We start from the raw sequence: 18,071 nt of genomic DNA on the forward strand, positions 1-18,071 counted from the left end.
GCTTGTTACTTTCGTCCCCATGGTCGACAAGCCCACCCCCGACGCCACCCGCCGCAGCGAGAAGTCCCGCCGGGCGATCTACGCCGCCGCCCTCTCCCTGGTCGGCGAGAACGGCTACCCCAGGACCACCGTCGAGGGCATCGCCGCCCGGGCCGGGGTCGGCAAGCAGACCATCTACCGCTGGTGGTCGTCCAAGGCCGACGTGCTGCTGGAGGCCTTCCTCGACCTCGGCGAGCAGGCGGCCCGGGACGCCGGGCAGGAGCCGTACGCCATCCCGGACACCGGCGACCTGGCCGCCGACCTCAAGGAGGTGCTGCGCGCCACGGTGGACGAGCTGCTCGACCCGCGCTTCGAAGCCCCCGCGCGGGCCCTGGCCGCGGAGGGTCTGGTCAACGAGAAGCTCGGCCGCGCCTTCGTGGCCAAGCTCCTCGAACCGCAGCTCCAGCTCTACGTCGACCGGCTGCGCGCGGCCCAGGACGCCGGGGCCGTACGCCGGGAGGTGGACCCCCGCATCGCCCTCGAACTCTTCGTCTCGCCCCTCGCCCAGCGCTGGCTCCAGCACACCGGGCCGATCTCCCACGACTACACCGACACCCTGGTGGAGTACGCCCTGCACGGCATCGCGGCGCGCTGAGCGCACCGCCGGCCGAGGCCCGGCGGGCGGCGGCCGGCGGGTGTGAGCGGCGTCTCGCCCGATTCCGCCCGACCCGTCCTCCCCGCCCCCCGGGGCACGGGAAGGTGCGACGATGAGGCATGCTGTCCGTACTTCCGCGGAGCGACCACCAGACTGAGGCGATAGATGAGCGCGACGTTCGGCGGCCGGGCCGGCCGGCAGGGCAAACTCTCCCAATGGCTGCGCGGACGCCGCCCGAAGGAGGCCGCCGACGACGGCGACCGTGAGCCCCTGCTGCTCGCCGCCGCGGGCGCGGGCCTGCCGCTCGCCCCCGCCGCGCACCCCGCGCCGGGCTACCGCTGCTCCTGCGACCGCGTCGGCTGCCCCACCCCGGCCCGGCACCCGGTGTCCTTCGCCTGGCAGACGCAGTCCACCACCGACCGCGCCCAGATCGAGCACTGGGCCCGGCACCAGCCGCAGGCGAACTTCATCACCGCCACCGGCATGGTGCACGACGTCCTGGACGTCCCCCTCCAGGCCGGCCGGGAGGCCCTGGACCGGCTGCTCGGCTCCGGCGTCGAGGTCGGCCCGGTCGCCGAGAGCGACGACGGCCGCGCGCTGTTCTTCACCCTCACCCGGGGCACCCCCGAGGACGAGGACGAGTGGTGGCCCTGCGAGCTGGACTGCCACCCCGAGACGATGGACGAGCACCCCGGCCTGCGCTGGCACTGCCGGGGCTCCTACGTCCTCGTGCCGCCCGCCCGGCTGCCCGGCGACGACGACCGCCGGGTGCGCTGGGTGCGCGGGCCCGAGCATCCGCTGCCCGACCCGCTGAGCCTGCTGGAGGTGCTCACCGACGCCTGCGCCCGGCACGCGGGCACCGGGAGCGGCCCCCAGGGCCCGGCCTGGCCCCTGCGGCACTGAGGCCCCCGCAGCACCTGACGGCCGGTCCGGCTGCGCGGCCGGGCCGCGTCCGCGCACCGCGCTCCGGCGGCTCAGCCGCCCTGCGCGGACGTCAGGCCCTGGACCCGCCCCAGCATGCGGACCGGGCCGCCGCCCGCCGGGTCCAGCGCGGCCTCGCCCGCGACCGACTCCAGCGTCAGGGACTGCTTCACCTCGCCCTTGATCAGGGCCCGCACACCGTCGTTCGGGATCGGCACGGTGGCGCCCTTGTAGGCGGTCTGCTTCTCGTAGTGGTGCGTGGCGAAGAAGACCAGGGCCCCGCCGTCCGCCGTGCGCAGCGCGAGCGGCGCGTAGTCGCCGTGGGTGAGCGGTTCGTCGATGAACTGCCGGACCAGCCCCGGCTTGCTGGCGGCCTTCGCGCGGTCCGCGCGCAGCCCGCTGGTGTCGCGGCCCTCGGCGAAGGCGCTCCCGCCGTCCCGCAGGTAATCCGTGTAGGTCCTGCTCAGCCGGTCCGGGCGGACGGCCAGCCGTGTGGTGCCGGCCGGTACGGCCTCGGCCCAGCCGTCCTCGTCCGTCCTGAACCGGGGCACGGTCCCGGGCGCCATGAGCGTCAGGTAGGCAGCCTGCCAGCGCTCGTCGAGGCCGCCGCGGGTGAACACCAGCACCCAGCGGGAGTCGCCGCCCTTGTTGGCCTCGGCGTCGGCGACGAACCAGCGGGGCCAGCCGGCCTTCTTCGGGATGGTGATCCGCACGTCCGTCAGCTTCAGCGGGGTGTGCCGCGCGTTCCCCGACGGGCTGTTGCGGCGGCCGGCCTTCAGCCGGGCGGCGTCGATGTCGGAGAGGGCTCCGGTGACGTAGGGCGCGTCCGCGGAGCTGTCGTAGCCCTTGTCGGCCCTGTTGTAGGCGGCGGTGAACGCGCCGACCGCCGCGGCGGCCTCGGCACGGGTGGCACCGGGGAGCACCACCCGCTCCCCGTGCACCACCACGCAGCCGCCCAGCGTCAGCGAGAGAGCGGCCAGCGAGGCCGCCACGAGTACGGTGCGGTCACGCCTGCGAGGCCGTCGACGGCCGCGTTCCCTGGTCATCGGGCTCCTTCACCTTCCCCTTCCCGGAGGCGAACCCTACCGGGGAGAGGAACACCGCGAGCACCGGGACCAGATACAGCGCCCACACCGTGACCTGGACGACCGTCGGGTCCGGCTGGAAGTTGAACACGCCCTTCAGCAGCGTGCCGTACCAGCTGTCCGGCGGGATGACGCCGCTGATGTCGAACGCCAGGTCGGTCAGGCCCGGGACCCAGTCGGCCTCCTGGAGGTCGTGGAAGCCGTACGCCAGCACGCCCGCCGCGACCACGACCAGCATGCCGCCGGTCCAGGTGAAGAACTTGGCCAGGTTGATCTTCAACGCGCCCCGGTAGAACAGCCAGCCGAGGAACACGGCCGTGGCCAGGCCGAGCGCGACGCCGACCAGCGGGCGCGGGGTGCCGTCGGAGGCGGCGTGCACCGACGCCCACACGAACAGCGCGGTCTCCAGGCCCTCCCGGCCGACGGCGAGGAACGCGGTGGCGACCAGCGCGCCCGTACCCAGGGCGAGGGCGGCGTCCAGCTTGCCGTGCAGCTCCGACTTCAGGTGCCGGGCGGTGCGCCGCATCCAGAACACCATCCAGGTCACCAGGCCCACGGCGATGACGGACAGCGAACCGCCGAGCGCCTCCTGCGCCTGGAACGTCAGCTCCTGCGAGCCGAACTCCAGGGCGCAGCCGAAGCCCATGGCGATCGCGATGGCGATGCCGATGCCGATCCAGATCGGCTTCAGGGCGTCCCTGCGGCCGGTCTTGACCAGGTACGCGATCAGGATGCAGACGACGAGCGACGCCTCCAGCCCTTCACGCAGGCCGATCAGGTAGTTGGAGAACACGGGCTACGCCTCCTTGGAGAACAGGGTGCGGCCCCACCAGTCGTCCGCGTCGCGGACTCCGGGCGGCACCGCGAAGACCGCCGAACCGACGTGCTGGATGTACTCGTTGAGTGCGTCGTGGACCGACAGCCTGCGTTGCAGCGGGATGAAGCCCTTGCGCACGTCCCGCTGGTAGGCGAGGAAGAACAGGCCGGCGTCGAGCCGGCCGAGGCCGTCGGTGCCGTCGGTGAACGAGTAGCCGCGGCGCAGGATCGTGGCCCCGTCGTTGGAGTCGGGGTGCGCGAGCCGCACGTGCGCGTCGGGCTTCATCGCCTTCAGGAACGGCTCGTCGTGCTCCTTGGCCTTGCCGACCGGCGCGCCCTCGCGCTTGTCGCGGCCGAACACGTCCTCCTGCTCCTGGAGCGAGGCCCGGTCCCAGGTCTCGATGTTCATCCGGATGCGCCGGGCGACCAGGTACGAACCCCCGGTCATCCAGGCCGCCTTCGGGCCGCCGTCGCCGTCGCCGGCCCACACGAACCGGTCCAGCCGGTCGGTCTCGGTGTCGGCGATGTTGCGGGTGCCGTCCTTGAAGCCCATGAGGTTGCGCGGCGTCTGCGCGCCCGGGGTGGTCGAGGAGGTCTTGCCGAAGCCGAGCTGGGACCAGCGGATGGCGACCTTGCCGAACCCGATCCGGGCCAGGTTGCGGATGGCGTGCACGGCGACCTGCGGGTCGTCGGCGCACGCCTGCACGCACAGGTCGCCCCCGGTGCGGGAGCGGTCCAGGTTGTCGCCGGGGAACCGGGGCAGGTCGACCAGGGCGGCGGGCCGCCGGTCCGCCAGTCCGAACCGGTCGAACAGCGAGGGCCCGAACCCGATGGTCAGCGTCAGCCGGGACGGGGCGAGCCCGAGCGCCTCACCGGTGTCGTCCGGCGGGGCCTCGGCGAGCCCGCCGTAGGCGCCCTCGCCGACCGCCTTGCCCGCGGTCATCCGGCGGGCCGCCTGCGTCCAGTCCTTCAGCATCCGGACGAACGCGTCGCGGTCCTCGGTCTTCACGTCGAACGCGGCGAAGTGCAGCCGGTCCTGGACGGGCGTGGCGATGCCGGCCTGGTGGACGCCGTGGAACTCCACCGCGCCGCCGGTCTCGGCGGCCACCGGGTCCACGTCGTCGCCCGTGCGGGTCATCGCCACGGCCCCGCCGGCCGCGGCGGCCCCGAGCGCGAGCCCGGCGCCGCCCCAGCCGATCAGCGCCCGGCGCGACGGGTTGCTCCGCTGGGTCTCGGTCATCGATCGTGCCCCCTGCCTACTTGACGACCGCGGCGGCCAGCTTGGACAGCGGCTCGGCGAGCGCGTTCACCGCGTCCGACAGCTCCTTGCGCTGGTCCGGGGTGACCTTGTCGTAGGAGACGAAGTCGTACGACGTCTTGTCGGAGCGGTACTTGTCCAGCAGCGCGTCCAGCGCCGCGAACTGCTTGTCCAGCTCCTCGGCCAGCGCCGGGTCGTTCTTCGCGGCGACCGGCTTCAGCAGCTCGTACGCCTTCTGGGCGCCCTCGACGTTGCCCTTGAAGTCGACCAGGTCGGTGTGCGCGTAGCGGTCCTCCTCACCGGTGACCTTGCCGGTGGCGACCTCGTCCAGCAGCTCCTTGGCGCCGTTGGCCATGGAGGTCGGGGTGATCTCCGCCGTGCCGACCCGCTTCTGCCAGTCCTTCAGGTCGGTCACCAGCCGGCCGGCGAGGGCCTTCTCCTCGGCACCGATCTTCTTGTCGTGCCAGAGGGCCTTCTCCAGCCGGTGCCAGCCGGTCCACTTCTGGCCGTCCTCCAGGCCGTCCTCGCGGACGTCGACCTTCGGGTCGATGTCGCCGAAGGACTCGGCGACCGGCTCGGTGCGCTCCCAGCCGAGGCGGGAGAGGGCGTAGGCCTTCTTCGCGGCGGCCAGGTCGCCGGCCTGGACGGCCTTGGCGAAGGCGGCGGCCTTCGGCAGCGTCTCGTCGGCCTGGTCCTGGGCGTACTGGCGGTAGTCGGCGACGGCCCGGTCGAGCCCGGGGTCGCGCCGGGCGGTGCCGCCGCCGGTGACGGTCAGCTTCTGCCGGACGCCGTGGCCCTTCATGCCGGGCCGGCAGGCTATCTCGTACGCGCCGGCCTTCACCTCGGCGGTGAGCGTGTACTTGGTGCCGGGGCCGATGTTCTCCTTCTCGGAGACGATCCGGTCGTCCGGGAACAGAATCTCGACCTCGGTGGCCTTCGACCCCTTGTTCTCGATCTTCAGGGTGACCTGGCCGGCCGGCACCGACTTCGCCGAGGTGTCGCACGTCGAGTCGGCGGCCGTGACCCGGATGGCGTTGCCGTCCTCGGCGTCGCTCTTCGCGGTGCAGGCCGAGAGGGCGGTCAGAGCAGCCGCGGTGGCGACGGCGGTGACGGTCAGTCGGACGGCTCGCATGCGGGCTCCCAGCGGATCTGGTCTAGTTCTAGTGAGGCTGCCCTAACTTACATGAGGCTTACCTCACCGATGCCGGCCGGGTCCGTGATTCAGCTCTCAGCGTCGAGTCCCGGAAACGGCTTGATCACGGTGTCCCGACACGGGTGTCACGGCATGGCAAAGAACGGCAAAAGTGCCCGTTTCGTCCCGAGCGTGGGCTGATCCTCTCCCGGTGACCGACTACGACGTACTCCGTGTCTTCTGCGGACCGAACGGCGGCTACGGCAACGAGCTGGCCGTCGTCCGCGACGGCTCGGCGCTGCCCGGACGGGGCGAGCGGCAGGAACTGGCGGCCAAACTGGGCTTCGGCGAGACCGTGTTCGTGGACGACCCCGAGCGCGGGGTGATCGACATCTACACGCCGGCCCGGCGCCTGCCCTTCGCCTGCCACCCCTGCGTGGGCGCGGCCTGGCTGCTCGACGTGCCGGAACTGCTCACGCCCGCCGGAGTCGTCGGGGCCCGGCTGGACGGCGAGTTCAGCTGGATCGAGGCCCGCGCGGAGTGGGTGCCGCCGCGCACCCTGCGCCGGTACGGGAGCGCCGCCGAGGTGGACGCGCCGGACGTGCCGCCGCCGGACGGGCGGGACGGGGCGGGGGCCTGCCCGGACGGGGTGCCGGGCAGCCTGTTCGCCTGGGCCTGGGAGGACGAGGCGGCCGGCCGCGTCCGCGCCCGCGCCTTCCCCGGCCGCGGTGACGGCGCCGGCGCCGGCGAGGACGAGGCGACCGGCGCGGCGGCCCTGCTCCTCACCGACCGGCTCGGCCGGGCCCTCAACGTCGTCCAGGGCCGGGGCTCGCAGATCCTCACCGCGCCGCAGCCGCACGGGTGGGTGGAGGTCGGCGGCCGGGTGTCCTTGGAGCGCTGAGCGCCCCGCGTCCCGGCCCGGCTCAGGCCGAGAGCGGGAACTCCTCTTCGAGCGCGCGGAAGACCCCGGTGTTCAGGGCGAACGCGGCCTTGCACTCGGCCACGATCCGCTGCCTCTCCAGGTCGTCCGCCGCTATCGCGTCCAGCAGGTCCCGGTAGTCCCGCTTGAACGCGGCCGGGTTGGTGATCCGCTCGAAGACGTAGAAACGGACGCCGTCGCCCTTGCGCGCGAAGCCCCACGTCCGCTCGGCCCGGTCCCGGATGATCTGGCCGCCGGAGAGGTCGCCGAGGTAGCGGGTGTAGTGGTGGGCGACGTAGCCGCCGGGCCAGCGCTCGGCGCACTCCCGCACCCGGTCCGCGTACGCCCGGGTCGCGGGCAGGGCGGCCAGTTCCGTCCGCCAGCCGGGTCCCCGCAGGTGCGCCAGGTCGCGTTCCAGCGCGGGCAGCCGGAACAGCTCCGGGCGGACGAACGGGCCGGCCACCGGATCCGCCGCCAGCCGTCCGGCCGTGCTCTCCAGCGCTTCGTAGACGAACCAGAGCTGTTCGGTGTAGCGCGCGTAGGCGTCGACGCCGAGCCGGCCGCCGAGCAGGTCGCTCATGAACGTCGAGGTCTCCGCCTCCACGTGCTGGGCGTGCGACGCGGTGCGGATGAGGGACGAGAAGGGGTCCATGCGCGCATCCTCTAAGGTAAGGCTTACCTAAGTCAATGGTCCTTGCCGACCATGTGTCGGCAACCTTCCCGACAGTCTGTCGGTAAAACCGTACCGGAGAAAGCCCGCTCCCGTCCGGGAGCGGGCCTCGGGCGGTGACCGGGAGCGGGGTCAGGGCAGGGTGAGGATCTCCGCGCCGCGGTCCGTCACGACCAGCGTGTGCTCGAACTGCGCGGTCCGCTTGCGGTCCTTCGTCACGACCGTCCAGCCGTCGTCCCACATGTCGTACTCGTGGGTGCCCAGCGTCAGCATCGGCTCGATCGTGAACGTCATCCCCGGCTGCATGACCGTCGTCGCGTGCGGGCTGTCGTAGTGCGGGACGATCAGCCCGGAGTGGAACGACGAGCTGATGCCGTGCCCGGTGAAGTCGCGGACGACGCCGTAGCCGAAGCGCTTGGCGTACGACTCGATGACGCGGCCGATGATGTTGATCTGCCGGCCGGGCTTCACGGCCCGGATCGCGCGGTCGAGGCACTCGCGGGTGCGCTCCACCAGCAGCCGGGACTCCTCGTCCACGTCCCCGACCAGGTAGGTGGCGTTGTTGTCGCCGTGCACCCCGCCGATGTACGCCGTCACGTCCAGGTTGACGATGTCGCCGTCCCGCAGCACCGTCGAGTCCGGGATGCCGTGGCAGATGACCTCGTTGACCGAGGTGCACAGCGACTTCGGGAAGCCCCGGTAGCCGAGCGTGGACGGGTAGGCCCCGTGGTCGCACATGAAGTCGTGGGCCACCTTGTCGAGCCGGTCCGTGGTGACTCCGGGCGCGATGATCTTCGCGGCCTCCGCCATGGCCTGCGCGGCGATGCGGCCGGCGGTCCGCATCGCCTCGATGGTCTCGGGGGTCTGCACCTCGGGCCCGGTGTACGGCGCCGGCGCGGGCTTGCCGACGTACTCGGGGCGGCGGATGTTTCCGGGGACCGGACGGGTGGGGGACAGCTCCCCTGGGACGAGCAGCGACTGGCCAGACATGCCGGCGAGTCTATCGAGCGGACATGGGGGAACATGTCGGTGGCGAGAGGAGCTGCCCATGGCCCTGTTCAAGAAGCACACCGCCGGCAAGCCGGGCGAGTGGTACTACTGCCTGGAGCACAAGAAGGTCGAGGAGGGCCCGGACTGCCCGGCCAAGGACCGGTTCGGGCCGTACGCCTCCCCGGAGGAGGCCCGGCACGCGATGGAGACCGCCGCCGAGCGCAACCTCCAGTGGGAGAACGACCCGCGCTGGCACGACGCGCAGTCCGGCGGAAAACCCGACGAGGGCTGACCCCCGGCCCGCCCGGCGGACCCCGGCCTGTTCTTGGTGGACACCCGCGGGCCCCGGCGGGCACGCGGCTCGCGGGAAGGCCCGCGGGTCCGGGGGAACCGGGTCACCAAGGGGACGGCGGGGGTGCCATCAGGGCTTCCGCCAGGCGGGACAGGCGGTCCCGGAAGCCCCGCCGGGGCCCCGGCGGGCCCGCGTTCTCGCCCGCCGCCGCGCTCACCAGGTGCTGGACGGTGTCCAGGTCCAGCTCGGCCCCCGCCGGCACCGCCAGCGCCTCGTGCGCCATCGCGGCCAGCTCGCCCCCGCCCGCGCCCAGGGTCAGCACCGTGACCCCGGCCCGCCGGGCCGAGTGGACGCGCTCCAGCAGCGGCGCCGGCTCCTCGGGCGCCACGACCAGCAGGGTCTCCCCGCGCCGCGCCGCCGCGATCCGGCCCGGCCCGACCGCCAGGTGCGCGGGATCGGACGGGCGCGCGTGGTGCCGTACCAGCGTCGGCGCCAGCTCGGGCGTCCCGGACCAGGCCGCCTCGTCCACCAGGTGCGCCGCCAGGTGCCAGGGCTCGTACTCCGGCGTGCCCGCCAGCAGCAGCCCGCCGCCGTGGGCCACCACCGAGCCACGCAGCACGCCCGCGAATCTCCGGGTGGCCCCCAGCCACTCCGTCCCGGCGAGCACTTCCCGCAGCCATGCGACCCGTACGGCGTCCATGCGCCCGCATCCTGCCGCAACCGGACACCCGTGACCCGGAGTTCACCCCGAATTCGCCCGACCTGGGGAAGGTGGCGGCCCAGCCACAGGTCGTGAGGAGCCGCCCGATGACCGAGGTGACCGTCCCGTTCCGCGCGGGCCACGAGGGCTACGCGAGCTTCCGCATCCCCGCGGTCGTCGCCACGAGAGCCGGCACCCTGCTCGCCTTCTGCGAGGGCCGGGTCGCCTCCGCGGCCGACCACGGGCACATCCACATCGTGCTGAAACGTTCCACGGACGGCGGCCGCACCTGGGGCCCGCTCCAGGTCGCCGCCCGCAACGGCACGGACCTCGCCGGCAACCCCGCCCCCGTCGTCCTCGACACCGGCCGCGTCCTCCTCGTGCACATGCGGGCCGCCGCCTCCGCCACCGAGGCGGCCGTGCTGCGCGGGCGGGTCCCGGACGCCGACGGCCGCCGGGTGTGGGTGCAGCACAGCGACGACGACGGCGCCGGCTGGTCCGCGCCGAGGGAGATCACCGCACAGGTGCGCAGGCCCGGCTGGCGCTGGTACGCCACCGCCCCCGGGCACGCCCTCCAGCTCGCCTCCGGCCGCGTCCTCGTCCCGGCCAACCACACCGTGCCGCCCACCGGCACCGACACCGGCGCCGAGGCCCGGTACAACAGCGGGCACTGCCTGCTGAGCGACGACCGCGGCGAGCGCTGGTACCTCGGCTACCTGGACGAGAACACCGACGGCTACGTCAACGTCAACGAGACCACCGCCGCACAACTGCCCGACGGACGCGTCTACCTGAACACCCGCAACGACTCGCCGTCCCCGGGCAACCGCGCCGACGCCCACTCCCGGGACGGCGGGCGGACCCTCGTGAAGCCCTTCCGGCCGCAGGCCGGGCTCACCGCACCGGTCTGCGAGGGCTCCGTGCTCCAGCTCCGCGCCCCCGACCTGCTGCTGTTCTCCGGCCCGGCCGACCCCGCCGCCCGCGCCCTGATGACGATCCGCGCCTCGGACGACGGCGGCACCACCTGGCGCACCGCGTTCACCGTGGACGGGCTGCCCGCCGCCTACTCCGACCTGGTCCGCGTCGACGAGGACACGCTCGGGCTGCTGTACGAGACGGGCGACTTCGGCACCTACGAGACGATCACCTTCCGCCGGGTCCCCGTGCACCGGCTGACCTGACCCGGTACCCTCCCGGACGCGCACGTAGAGTCGGGCCATGACCTCTAGCGACAGCGCACAGAAGGCCCCCGCCAAGGACCCCTGGGACCTGCCCGACGTCTCCGGCCACGTCGTCGGCGTGCTCGGCGGTACCGGCCCGCAGGGCAAGGGACTGGCCCGGCGGCTCGCCGGGGCGGGCCAGAAGGTGATCATCGGCTCCCGCTCCGCCGAGCGCGCCCGGGCCGCCGCCGCGGAACTCGGCCACGGCGTCGAGGGCGCCGACAACGCCGAGACCGCGCGCCGCAGCGACATCGTGATCGTGGCCGTCCCGTGGGACGGCCACGGCGAGACGCTCCGGTCCCTGCGCGAGGAACTGGCCGGAAAGCTCGTCGTGGACTGCGTCAACCCGCTCGGCTTCGACAAGAAGGGCGCCTACGCCCTCAAGCCGGAGGAGGGCAGCGCCGCCGAGCAGGCCGCCGCGCTGCTGCCGGACTCGCGGGTCACCGCCGCTTTCCACCACCTGTCGGCCGTGCTGCTCCAGGACCCGCGGACCGAGCGGATCGACACCGACGTGATGGTGCTCGGCGAGGAGCGCGCCGACGTGGAGATCGTGCAGGCGCTGGCCGGCCGCATCCCCGGCATGCGGGGCGTCTTCGCGGGCCGGCTGCGCAACGCCCACCAGGTCGAGTCCCTGGTGGCGAACCTGATCTCCGTCAACCGCCGGTACAAGGCGCACGCCGGGCTCCGCGTCACCGACGTGTGAGCCGCCCGGGGCGATGGGGGACACTGGTCGGCGAAGCAGTTCCGAACAGTGTCCCCGACAGGAGCCGACCGACCATGCCCCGCATCGCCCTCTACACCCTCGTCGTCTGCGTCCTCGCCGTCGCCGCGGCGGTCGTCTCCTTCGCCCAGGGCAGCTGGCTGGGCGTGGTCTGGGTGCTGCTGGCCGGCCTGTCCTCCAACATGACGTGGTACTACGTCAAGCGCGCGAAGGCCGCCCGCGGCCCGTCCGTCACGAGCTGACCGCGGAGCAGTACTCGTTGCCGTCCTGCCAGAACCGGTACAGGTCCTGACCGCAGTACTGCGAGAAGTCGTCCACGTTCAGCGCGCGCAGGATCGAGTCGACCACGTCGAAGAAGGCCGCGTTGACCGACGGCAGCCACAGCAGCGCGAACACGAACAGCAGCCCGAACGGGGCGAACGGCTCCACCTGCCGCTTCAGCTTGTACGACAGCCACGGCTCGATCACCCCGTAGCCGTCCAGGCCCGGCACCGGCAGGAAGTTCAGCAGGGCCGCGGTCACCTGGAGCAGTGCCAGGAACGCCAGCGCGAACCGGAAGTCCGCGGGCACGCCGTCCAGGGCGTGCAGCCAGAAGGGGGCCGTGCACACCGCCGCGAACAGCACGTTCGTCAGCGGGCCCGCCGCCGAGATCAGGCTGTGCCGCCAGCGGCCCCGGATCCGGTCCCGCTCGATGAACACGGCGCCGCCGGGCAGGCCGATCCCGCCCATGATCACGAACAGCACCGGCAGCACGATGCTCAGCAGCGCGTGCGTGTACTTCAGCGGGTTCAGCGTCAGGTAGCCCTTCGCGCCGACCGTGATGTCCCCGCCGTGCAGGGCGGTGCGCGCGTGCGCGTACTCGTGCAGGCACAGGGAGACGATCCAGGCCGCGGTCACGAACAGGAAGACCGCGATGCCCGGCTGCGCGGCGAACCCGGTCCAGGTCGCCCAGCCGGTCACCGCCGTCACGGCGAGGATGCCGAGGAACACGGGACTGACCTGCCGGTCGCCGTGACGGGTGGTGGCGGTGGTCATGGTCGGACTCCTGTACGGCCGGGACGGTCGGGAACTGCGACCGTACCGGCCGCCGACACGAGGGGAAAACGCCTCGCGGTGGCCGATCGGTTCCCGGAGGCTGGGGGGATGGCATTGCTGAGGGTGTTCTACGAGAGCTGGCAGATGGAGTGCTGCGGCCGGCCGTTCGGCGTGGGCGACGAGGCCGTCTGGCCGCTGGTCTCCGTGGCCGGGGCCGCGGACGGCGCCGGCCCGGGGCGGTACGGCGCCGGGGCGTGGGTGGAGCTGCACGGCGACCGCACGCCCCGGACGGCCGGCCGCGTCCGCGCCATCGAGCTGGTGACCCAGGAGTACGCCGGGACCGCACCGGACTCGCGTGACTACGCACCGGTCCCGGGCGCGTGGTCGCTGGAGCCGGTCGACCGCTGCCCCCGGTGGTTCGGCGGTGCGGAGAGACCCCCGGGGGCCGGGCCGCGGCGCGGCAGCGAGCAGGCCGGCGTGCTCGTCACCCTGGAGGTCCCCACCGCCCGTGACCCCCGCTGAGCCTCGGGGACAATGGAGCCCGTGCGTTATCGGCTGCTCGGCACCACCCAGGCAATCCGCCCCGACGGCACGGCCGTCCCGGCCGGCGGGGCGCGGCTGCGCGCCCTGCTGACCGTGCTCGCCCTGCGGGCCGGCCGCACCGTCCCGGCGGGCGTGCTGGTGGACGAGGTGTGGGGCGCCGACCCGCCCGCCGACGCCGCCGGTGCGCTCCAGGCGCTCGTCGGCCGGCTCCGGCGGGCCCTCGGCGCCGCCGCCGTCGCCTCAGCCGACGGCGGCTACCGGCTCACCGCCGCGCCCGACGACGTCGACCTGACCCGCTTCGACCGGCTGACCGGCGACGGCCTCACCGCCCTCGCCGACGGCGACCCGGCCAAGGCCGCCGCCTTCCTCGACGAGGCCCTCGCCCTGTGGCAGGGGCCCGCCCTCGCCGACCTGCCCGACCGCACCGCCGAGGCGGCCCGCTGGGAGAGCCGCCGCCTCGACGCCCGGCGCGCCCGGCACGCCGCCGCCCTCGCCCTCGGCCGGGCCGAGGAGTCGCTGCCCGAACTGACCGCCCTGTGCGACGACCACCCGCTGGACGAACCGCTCCAGGCGCTGCGGCTGCGCGCCCTGCGCGACGCCGGCCGCCCGGCCCAGGCCCTCGCCGCCTACGCGGACGTACGACGCCTGCTCGCCGACCGGCTCGGCTCCGACCCCGGCGCCGAACTGCGCGCCCTCCACGCCGAGCTGCTGCGCGAGGAACCGGCGGACGCCGGGCCCGGTCCGGGCAACCTGCCCGCCCGGCTCACCTCCTTCGTCGGCCGGGAGAGCGACATCCGGGCCATCGGCGCCGACCTCGCCCGCGCCCGCCTGGTCACCCTGCTCGGACCCGGCGGCGCCGGGAAGACCCGGCTGTCCCAGGAGGCCGCCGAGGCGGTGCGGCACACCGTCCGGGACGGGGTGTGGCTCGCCGAGCTGGCCCCCGTGGACGACCCCGGGGCCGTACCGGAGGCCGTGCTCACCGCGATCGGCGCCCGCGAGACCGTGCTGCACAGCGCCGGGGTGGAGGGCATGCGCGCGGTCGCCGACCGGCGCCGCGACCCCCTGGAACGGCTCGTCGAGCACTGCGGCCGCCGCCGGATGCTGATCATCCTGGACAACTGCGAGCACGTCGTCGACGCCGCCGCCCGGCTCACCGAGGGCCTGCTGGCCCGCTGCCCGGAGCTCACCGTCCTCGCCACCAGCCGCGAGCCCCTCGGCGTACCGGGGGAGCTGGTACGGCCCGTGGAGCCGCTGCCCGAGCCGGTCGCGCTGCGGCTGCTCGCCGACCGGGGTGCGGCGGCCCGCCCCGGCTTCCGCACCGTTGACGACCCCGGCGCGTGCGCCGAGATCTGCCGCCGCCTGGACGGGCTGCCGCTCGCCATCGAGCTGGCCGCGGCCCGGCTGCGGATGCTGTCCCCCCGCCAGATAGCCGACCGGCTCGACGACCGCTTCCGGCTGCTCACCTCCGGCAGCCGGACCGTGCTGCCCCGCCAGCAGACCCTCAGGGCCGTGGTGGACTGGTCCTGGGACCTCCTGGACGCCGGGGAACGGGACGTCCTCGCCCGGCTGTCGGTCTTCGCCGGCGGCTGCGACCTGGCCGCCGCCGAGGCCGTGTGCGGACCGGCCGCGCTGGACGCGCTCGGCTCGCTGGTCGACAAGTCCCTGGTGGTGGCCGCCCCCGCCGCCGACGGCGGGATGCGCTACCGGCTGCTGGAGACCGTCGCCGAGTACGCCGCCGAGCGGCTCGCCGAGACCGGGCACCGCACCGCCGCCGAGCGCGCCCACCTGACGTACTTCCGCGAACTCGCCCGCACCACCGACCCGTTGCTGCGCGGACCCGGGCAGCGCGCCGCCATCGACCGGTTCCAGACGGAGTACGAGAACCTGCGCACCGCGCTCCGGCACGCCGTCGCCCTCGGTGACGAGCAGGAGGCGCTGTGCCTGATCCTCTCCCTGCTCTGGTTCTGGCAGATGCGCGACCAGCGGGTGGAGACCCGCACCTGGTGCCGGGAGGTGATGGCGCTCGGCCCCGACCCGTTCGCCGAACCGGTGCGCCGCGCGCAGCCGGTGTGGCGGCGCTGCACCGACGACCCGCCCCCCTACACCGGCGAGATCCTCGCCGAGGCCCGGCGCGGCGTCCACCTGGCCCACCTGGCCTGCACGGACACCGAGATCGACAGCTGGCACGCCCCCGGGGCGCGGGAGAAGCTGCGCGTGGTCACCCGGGTCTACGAGCCCGGCATGCCGCAGACCTGCCGGGCCCCGGGCCTGCTGTGGTTCTTCGCCGTCCTGCTGACCGGCGGCGTCGACCGGCTGCACGCCATCGTGGACGCCTGCGTGCGCACCTGCCGTCAGACCCCGGGCTTCGAGTGGGAGCTGGCGGGCGTGCTCCAGTTGCGTGCCAACTTCCGGGCCAACCGCACCGACTGGGCGGGCGACGCCACCCGCGACGCCGACGAGTCCCTGGAGATCTACCGCCGCCTCGGCGACGACTGGGGCGTCACCGAGGCCCTGTCCGCCCGCGGCGAGGCCCACGAGCGCCAGGGCGCCTACCAGGAGGCCGCCGCCGACTACCAGGCCGCCGTCGAGCACGCCGAACGCCTCGGCGCGCGCGCCCAGGTGGCCGTGCTCCGCTCCCGGTTCGGCGGCGTGCTGGTGGAGGCCGGCGAGCCCGAACGCGGCGAGCGGATGCTCCGGGACGTCATCGCCAGCCAGGACGGCACCCCGCAGGAGGCGATGCCGATGGCGCGCCTCTTCCTCGCCGGCTGGCTCGGCCTGACCGGCCGCACCGCGGAGGCGCGCGAGCACCTGCGGCTGCTGCGCGAGGAACTGCCCATCGCCCACTTCGTCGTCGTCTTCGACGCCATGCTCCTGTGCCAGGAGGCGTGGCTGGACGCCCTGGACGGACGGACCGAGGAGGCGCTCGCCGGGGCCCGCAGGGCGCTCGCGCTCGCCACCGACCCGCTGTCCGAGGCCATCTCCCCGCAGCTCAATTCGAGCTGCCTGGCCGTGGCCGCGATGGCCCTCGCCCGCGACCGCGCCGCCGACGCCGCCCGCTGCCTGGCCGCCGCGCACGCGCTGCTGCCGCCCGGCCACGTGGCCACCGGGACGGACCGGCGCAGCCACGCCATGACCGAGGCCCGCATCCGGGAGACCCTCGACGCCCCGGCGTACCGCGCCGCGTACGCCGAGGGCGGTGGCCTCTCCCTCGTGGAGGCCACCGCCCTGGTGTGACGAACGGCGGACGTCAGCTCTTGGTGCGGAACTTGTGGACGGCGACCGGCGCCATGATCGCGGTCAGGCCCACCGACCAGATCAGCGTCACCCACAGCGGGCGCGTGATCGCGCCGCCCTCCATCAGCCCGCGCGCGCAGTCGGCCAGCGCGGACAGCGGGTTGTAGTCGGTGAACGCCTGGAGCCAGCCCGGCATCGACGAGGTCGGCGCGAAGATGGAGGAGCCGAACTGGAGCGGCATCAGCACCAGGAAGCCCATCGCCTGCACCGACTGGGCGCTCTTCATCATCACGCCGAGGGTCAGGAACACCCACATCAGCGCCGAGCCGAAGAGCGCGGACAGCGCCACGGAGCCCAGCAGACCGCTCCAGCTGTGCACGTCGTAGCCCACCAGCAGGGCGACCACCAGCAGGACCAGCGTCGCGAACAGCATCCGCATCAGCTCCACCGCGATCTTCGCGAAGAGCACGGAGCCGCGCCCGATGGGCAGCGAGCGGAAGCGGTCCATGACGCCGGAGTTGAAGTCCTGGTTGAAGCCGGTGCCCACGCCCTGGGCCATGTTCATGCCCATCATGGCCATCAGGCCGGGCACCACGTACTGGACGTACTGGTCCTGCCCGCCGCCCAGCGACTGCCCGATGGAGCCGCCGAAGACGTACACGAACAGCAGGGTGAAGACGACCGGGAACAGGATGGCGTCGAACATCGACTCCGGGTCCTGCCGGATCCACAGCAGGTTGCGGCGGACCAGCGCGCCGGTGTGCCGCAGGTGGGCCCGGAGCGGGATCGGCGCGTCGGCCTTCGCGGCGGCGGGGGAGAGGGTGGCGGAACTCATACGGCGACCTCCTGGCGGTCGTCGGCGGGCGCGGGGTCCTGCGGGGCACTGGCGCGGTGGCCGGTGAGGGACAGGAACACCTCGTCCAGGCTGGGCAGTTCGGTGGTGACGGAGGAGACCGTGATGCCGCGCGCGGTGACCGCGCCGACCACGGCGGTGAGCTGCTCGTCGCTGAGGATCGGCACCAGCAGGGTGCCGGTCACCGGGTCCACGGTGGTGCTGGCGAGCCCGGTGATGCCCAGCTCGTCCAGCATCCCGGCGAGCGGGCGCAGCTCCCGCGGGTCGACCGGGCGTACCCGCAGGGTGCGGCCGCCGACGCGGGCCTTCAGCTCCTCGATGCCGCCCTTGGCGATGACCTTGCCCCGGTCCACCACGGTCAGCTCGGAGGCGAGCTGCTCGGCCTCCTCCATGTACTGGGTGGTGAGCAGCACGGTGACGCCGTCGCCGACCATCGCCTTCACCTCGTCCCACACCTCGTTGCGGGTGCGGGGGTCGAGACCGGTGGTGGGCTCGTCCAGGTACAGCACGGCGGGCCGGCCGATCATGGAGGCGGCCAGGTCCAGCCGGCGCCGCATGCCGCCGGAGTAGGTGCCGGCCGGGCGCCGGGCGGCCTCGGTGAGCGAGAACCGCTCCAGCAGCTCGTCGGCGCGGGCGCGGGCGTCCTTGCGGGACAGGTCCAGCAGCCGGCCGATCAGGTACAGGTTCTCCCAGCCCGGGATCTTCTCGTCGACCGACGCGTACTGGCCGGTGAGCCCGATGACCCGGCGGAGCTGGCGGGGCTGGCGCACCACGTCGTACCCGGCCACCGTGGCCTGCCCGGCGTCCGGCGTGATCAGGGTGGACAGGATCCGTACGAGGGTGGTCTTGCCGGCGCCGTTCGGCCCGAGCACACCCATCACGGTGCCCTCGCGCACGTCCAGGTCGACACCGTCCAGCGCCTTGGTCTCGCCGTAGTGCTTGACCAGCCCCCGTACGGTCACGGCGGAGCGTCCGCCGGCGGGGTTCTTGTCGTTTCGCGTCATGCCGAGAAAGGTGCCAGCCCCGGCCGACAAACCACCGACAGACC

At 73.8% G+C, this 18,071-nt stretch carries 19 protein-coding genes; 9 read left to right on the forward strand and 10 right to left on the reverse strand.

All coding sequences use genetic code 11. The annotated features are described in order from the left end of the window. The first annotated feature begins 19 nt into the window (after positions 1 to 19). Together ACZ4K2_RS22585 and ACZ4K2_RS22590 are read left to right on the forward strand one after the other, a co-directional pair. Positions 20 to 634, forward strand: coding sequence for a TetR/AcrR family transcriptional regulator (locus ACZ4K2_RS22585; protein ID WP_467469082.1), 615 nt, complete (start codon positions 20 to 22; stop codon positions 632 to 634). 165 nt (positions 635 to 799) lie between these two features. Then, the gene (locus tag ACZ4K2_RS22590; RefSeq protein ID WP_467469084.1) at positions 800 to 1,537 is read left to right on the forward strand and encodes a bifunctional DNA primase/polymerase; all 738 of its coding nucleotides are present in this window, start codon (positions 800 to 802) and stop codon (positions 1,535 to 1,537) included. Positions 1,538 to 1,608: 71 nt separating this feature from the next. Here ACZ4K2_RS22590 and ACZ4K2_RS22595 read toward each other — a convergent pair whose 3' ends face one another. The 4 genes from ACZ4K2_RS22595 to efeO are packed head-to-tail and all read right to left on the reverse strand — an operon-like array spanning position 1,609 to position 5,846. Further along, a complete protein-coding gene (locus ACZ4K2_RS22595; RefSeq protein ID WP_467469086.1) occupies positions 1,609 to 2,601 on the reverse strand; it encodes an SCO2278 family lipoprotein in 993 nt (330 codons plus the stop codon). Continuing rightward, complete coding sequence (gene efeU / locus ACZ4K2_RS22600; protein ID WP_467469088.1) at positions 2,561 to 3,433, reverse strand: iron uptake transporter permease EfeU; 873 nt, start codon at positions 3,431 to 3,433, stop codon at positions 2,561 to 2,563. The genes ACZ4K2_RS22595 and efeU overlap by 41 nt, the downstream gene beginning before the upstream one ends. A gap of 3 nt (positions 3,434 to 3,436) precedes the next feature. Continuing rightward, positions 3,437 to 4,696 carry an iron uptake transporter deferrochelatase/peroxidase subunit gene (efeB, locus tag ACZ4K2_RS22605; protein ID WP_467469090.1) on the reverse strand — a complete coding sequence of 420 codons (1,260 nt, stop codon included), beginning with the start codon at positions 4,694 to 4,696 and terminating at the stop codon, positions 3,437 to 3,439. 16 nt (positions 4,697 to 4,712) lie between these two features. Beyond that, a complete protein-coding gene (gene efeO, locus ACZ4K2_RS22610; protein ID WP_467469092.1) occupies positions 4,713 to 5,846 on the reverse strand; it encodes an iron uptake system protein EfeO in 1,134 nt (377 codons plus the stop codon). A 211-nt stretch (positions 5,847 to 6,057) separates the two neighbouring features. On the opposite strand from efeO, the gene ACZ4K2_RS22615 reads away from it, so the two are divergent. Continuing rightward, the gene (locus ACZ4K2_RS22615; RefSeq protein ID WP_467469094.1) at positions 6,058 to 6,747 is read left to right on the forward strand and encodes a PhzF family phenazine biosynthesis protein; all 690 of its coding nucleotides are present in this window, start codon (positions 6,058 to 6,060) and stop codon (positions 6,745 to 6,747) included. 22 nt (positions 6,748 to 6,769) lie between these two features. Here ACZ4K2_RS22615 and ACZ4K2_RS22620 read toward each other — a convergent pair whose 3' ends face one another. After that, a complete protein-coding gene (locus ACZ4K2_RS22620) occupies positions 6,770 to 7,417 on the reverse strand; it encodes a biliverdin-producing heme oxygenase (RefSeq protein ID WP_467469096.1) in 648 nt (215 codons plus the stop codon). Positions 7,418 to 7,567: 150 nt separating this feature from the next. Further along, entirely contained in the window at positions 7,568 to 8,425 is an 858-nt protein-coding gene (gene map, locus ACZ4K2_RS22625; protein WP_467469098.1) for a type I methionyl aminopeptidase, read from the reverse strand. A gap of 58 nt (positions 8,426 to 8,483) precedes the next feature. Between map and ACZ4K2_RS22630 the strand changes: the two genes are divergently transcribed. Continuing rightward, positions 8,484 to 8,717 carry a hypothetical protein gene (locus tag ACZ4K2_RS22630; protein ID WP_467469099.1) on the forward strand — a complete coding sequence of 78 codons (234 nt, stop codon included), beginning with the start codon at positions 8,484 to 8,486 and terminating at the stop codon, positions 8,715 to 8,717. A gap of 103 nt (positions 8,718 to 8,820) precedes the next feature. Here the strand turns inward: ACZ4K2_RS22630 and ACZ4K2_RS22635 are convergent, their stop codons facing one another. Next, on the reverse strand, positions 8,821 to 9,417 hold the full coding sequence (locus ACZ4K2_RS22635) for a hypothetical protein (protein ID WP_467469100.1): 597 nt from the start codon (positions 9,415 to 9,417) through the stop codon (positions 8,821 to 8,823). A gap of 107 nt (positions 9,418 to 9,524) precedes the next feature. Between ACZ4K2_RS22635 and ACZ4K2_RS22640 the strand changes: the two genes are divergently transcribed. The 3 genes from ACZ4K2_RS22640 (at position 9,525) to ACZ4K2_RS22650 (ending at position 11,600) form a co-directional block, all read left to right on the forward strand. After that, positions 9,525 to 10,598, forward strand: a complete 1,074-nt coding sequence (locus ACZ4K2_RS22640; protein ID WP_467469101.1) for a sialidase family protein — start codon at positions 9,525 to 9,527, stop codon at positions 10,596 to 10,598. Positions 10,599 to 10,635: 37 nt separating this feature from the next. Further along, a complete protein-coding gene (npdG, locus tag ACZ4K2_RS22645; RefSeq protein ID WP_467469102.1) occupies positions 10,636 to 11,340 on the forward strand; it encodes an NADPH-dependent F420 reductase in 705 nt (234 codons plus the stop codon). A gap of 74 nt (positions 11,341 to 11,414) precedes the next feature. Further along, a complete protein-coding gene (locus ACZ4K2_RS22650; RefSeq protein WP_467469103.1) occupies positions 11,415 to 11,600 on the forward strand; it encodes a hypothetical protein in 186 nt (61 codons plus the stop codon). On the opposite strand, the gene ACZ4K2_RS22655 is transcribed toward ACZ4K2_RS22650, so the two are convergent. Further along, complete coding sequence (locus ACZ4K2_RS22655) at positions 11,590 to 12,393, reverse strand: site-2 protease family protein (protein ID WP_467469105.1); 804 nt, start codon at positions 12,391 to 12,393, stop codon at positions 11,590 to 11,592. The genes ACZ4K2_RS22650 and ACZ4K2_RS22655 overlap by 11 nt on opposite strands. Positions 12,394 to 12,501: 108 nt before the next feature. Between ACZ4K2_RS22655 and ACZ4K2_RS22660 the strand changes: the two genes are divergently transcribed. Beyond that, positions 12,502 to 12,915 carry a DUF6578 domain-containing protein gene (locus tag ACZ4K2_RS22660; protein WP_467469107.1) on the forward strand — a complete coding sequence of 138 codons (414 nt, stop codon included), beginning with the start codon at positions 12,502 to 12,504 and terminating at the stop codon, positions 12,913 to 12,915. 12 nt (positions 12,916 to 12,927) lie between these two features. Continuing rightward, a complete protein-coding gene (locus ACZ4K2_RS22665; protein WP_467469108.1) occupies positions 12,928 to 16,170 on the forward strand; it encodes an ATP-binding protein in 3,243 nt (1,080 codons plus the stop codon). 13 nt (positions 16,171 to 16,183) lie between these two features. On the opposite strand, the gene ACZ4K2_RS22670 is transcribed toward ACZ4K2_RS22665, so the two are convergent. Both ACZ4K2_RS22670 and ACZ4K2_RS22675 read right to left on the reverse strand, forming a co-directional pair. Then, positions 16,184 to 17,005 carry an ABC transporter permease gene (locus ACZ4K2_RS22670; protein ID WP_467469110.1) on the reverse strand — a complete coding sequence of 274 codons (822 nt, stop codon included), beginning with the start codon at positions 17,003 to 17,005 and terminating at the stop codon, positions 16,184 to 16,186. After that, on the reverse strand, positions 17,002 to 18,027 hold the full coding sequence (locus ACZ4K2_RS22675) for an ATP-binding cassette domain-containing protein (protein WP_467469112.1): 1,026 nt from the start codon (positions 18,025 to 18,027) through the stop codon (positions 17,002 to 17,004). The genes ACZ4K2_RS22670 and ACZ4K2_RS22675 overlap by 4 nt, the downstream gene beginning before the upstream one ends. Positions 18,028 to 18,071: the final 44 nt, after the last annotated feature.

It is taken from the genome of Streptomyces sp. NPDC025833 (assembly GCF_055558055.1).

Bases quoted from the DNA above. Each gene is read 5' to 3' on its own strand.
- ACZ4K2_RS22585 (WP_467469082.1), top strand. From the start codon at position 20: ATGGTCGACAAGCCCACCCCCGACGCCACCCGCCGCAGCGAGAAGTCC.
- ACZ4K2_RS22590 (WP_467469084.1), top strand. From the start codon at position 800: ATGAGCGCGACGTTCGGCGGCCGGGCCGGCCGGCAGGGCAAACTCTCC.
- ACZ4K2_RS22595 (WP_467469086.1), bottom strand. From the start codon at position 2,601: ATGACCAGGGAACGCGGCCGTCGACGGCCTCGCAGGCGTGACCGCACC.
- efeB (WP_467469090.1), bottom strand. From the start codon at position 4,696: ATGACCGAGACCCAGCGGAGCAACCCGTCGCGCCGGGCGCTGATCGGC.
- efeO (WP_467469092.1), bottom strand. From the start codon at position 5,846: ATGCGAGCCGTCCGACTGACCGTCACCGCCGTCGCCACCGCGGCTGCT.
- ACZ4K2_RS22620 (WP_467469096.1), bottom strand. From the start codon at position 7,417: ATGGACCCCTTCTCGTCCCTCATCCGCACCGCGTCGCACGCCCAGCAC.
- map (WP_467469098.1), bottom strand. From the start codon at position 8,425: ATGTCTGGCCAGTCGCTGCTCGTCCCAGGGGAGCTGTCCCCCACCCGT.
- ACZ4K2_RS22630 (WP_467469099.1), top strand. From the start codon at position 8,484: ATGGCCCTGTTCAAGAAGCACACCGCCGGCAAGCCGGGCGAGTGGTAC.
- ACZ4K2_RS22635 (WP_467469100.1), bottom strand. From the start codon at position 9,417: ATGGACGCCGTACGGGTCGCATGGCTGCGGGAAGTGCTCGCCGGGACG.
- ACZ4K2_RS22640 (WP_467469101.1), top strand. From the start codon at position 9,525: ATGACCGAGGTGACCGTCCCGTTCCGCGCGGGCCACGAGGGCTACGCG.
- npdG (WP_467469102.1), top strand. From the start codon at position 10,636: ATGACCTCTAGCGACAGCGCACAGAAGGCCCCCGCCAAGGACCCCTGG.
- ACZ4K2_RS22650 (WP_467469103.1), top strand. From the start codon at position 11,415: ATGCCCCGCATCGCCCTCTACACCCTCGTCGTCTGCGTCCTCGCCGTC.
- ACZ4K2_RS22655 (WP_467469105.1), bottom strand. From the start codon at position 12,393: ATGACCACCGCCACCACCCGTCACGGCGACCGGCAGGTCAGTCCCGTG.
- ACZ4K2_RS22660 (WP_467469107.1), top strand. From the start codon at position 12,502: ATGGCATTGCTGAGGGTGTTCTACGAGAGCTGGCAGATGGAGTGCTGC.
- ACZ4K2_RS22665 (WP_467469108.1), top strand. From the start codon at position 12,928: ATGGAGCCCGTGCGTTATCGGCTGCTCGGCACCACCCAGGCAATCCGC.
- ACZ4K2_RS22670 (WP_467469110.1), bottom strand. From the start codon at position 17,005: ATGAGTTCCGCCACCCTCTCCCCCGCCGCCGCGAAGGCCGACGCGCCG.
- ACZ4K2_RS22675 (WP_467469112.1), bottom strand. From the start codon at position 18,027: ATGACGCGAAACGACAAGAACCCCGCCGGCGGACGCTCCGCCGTGACC.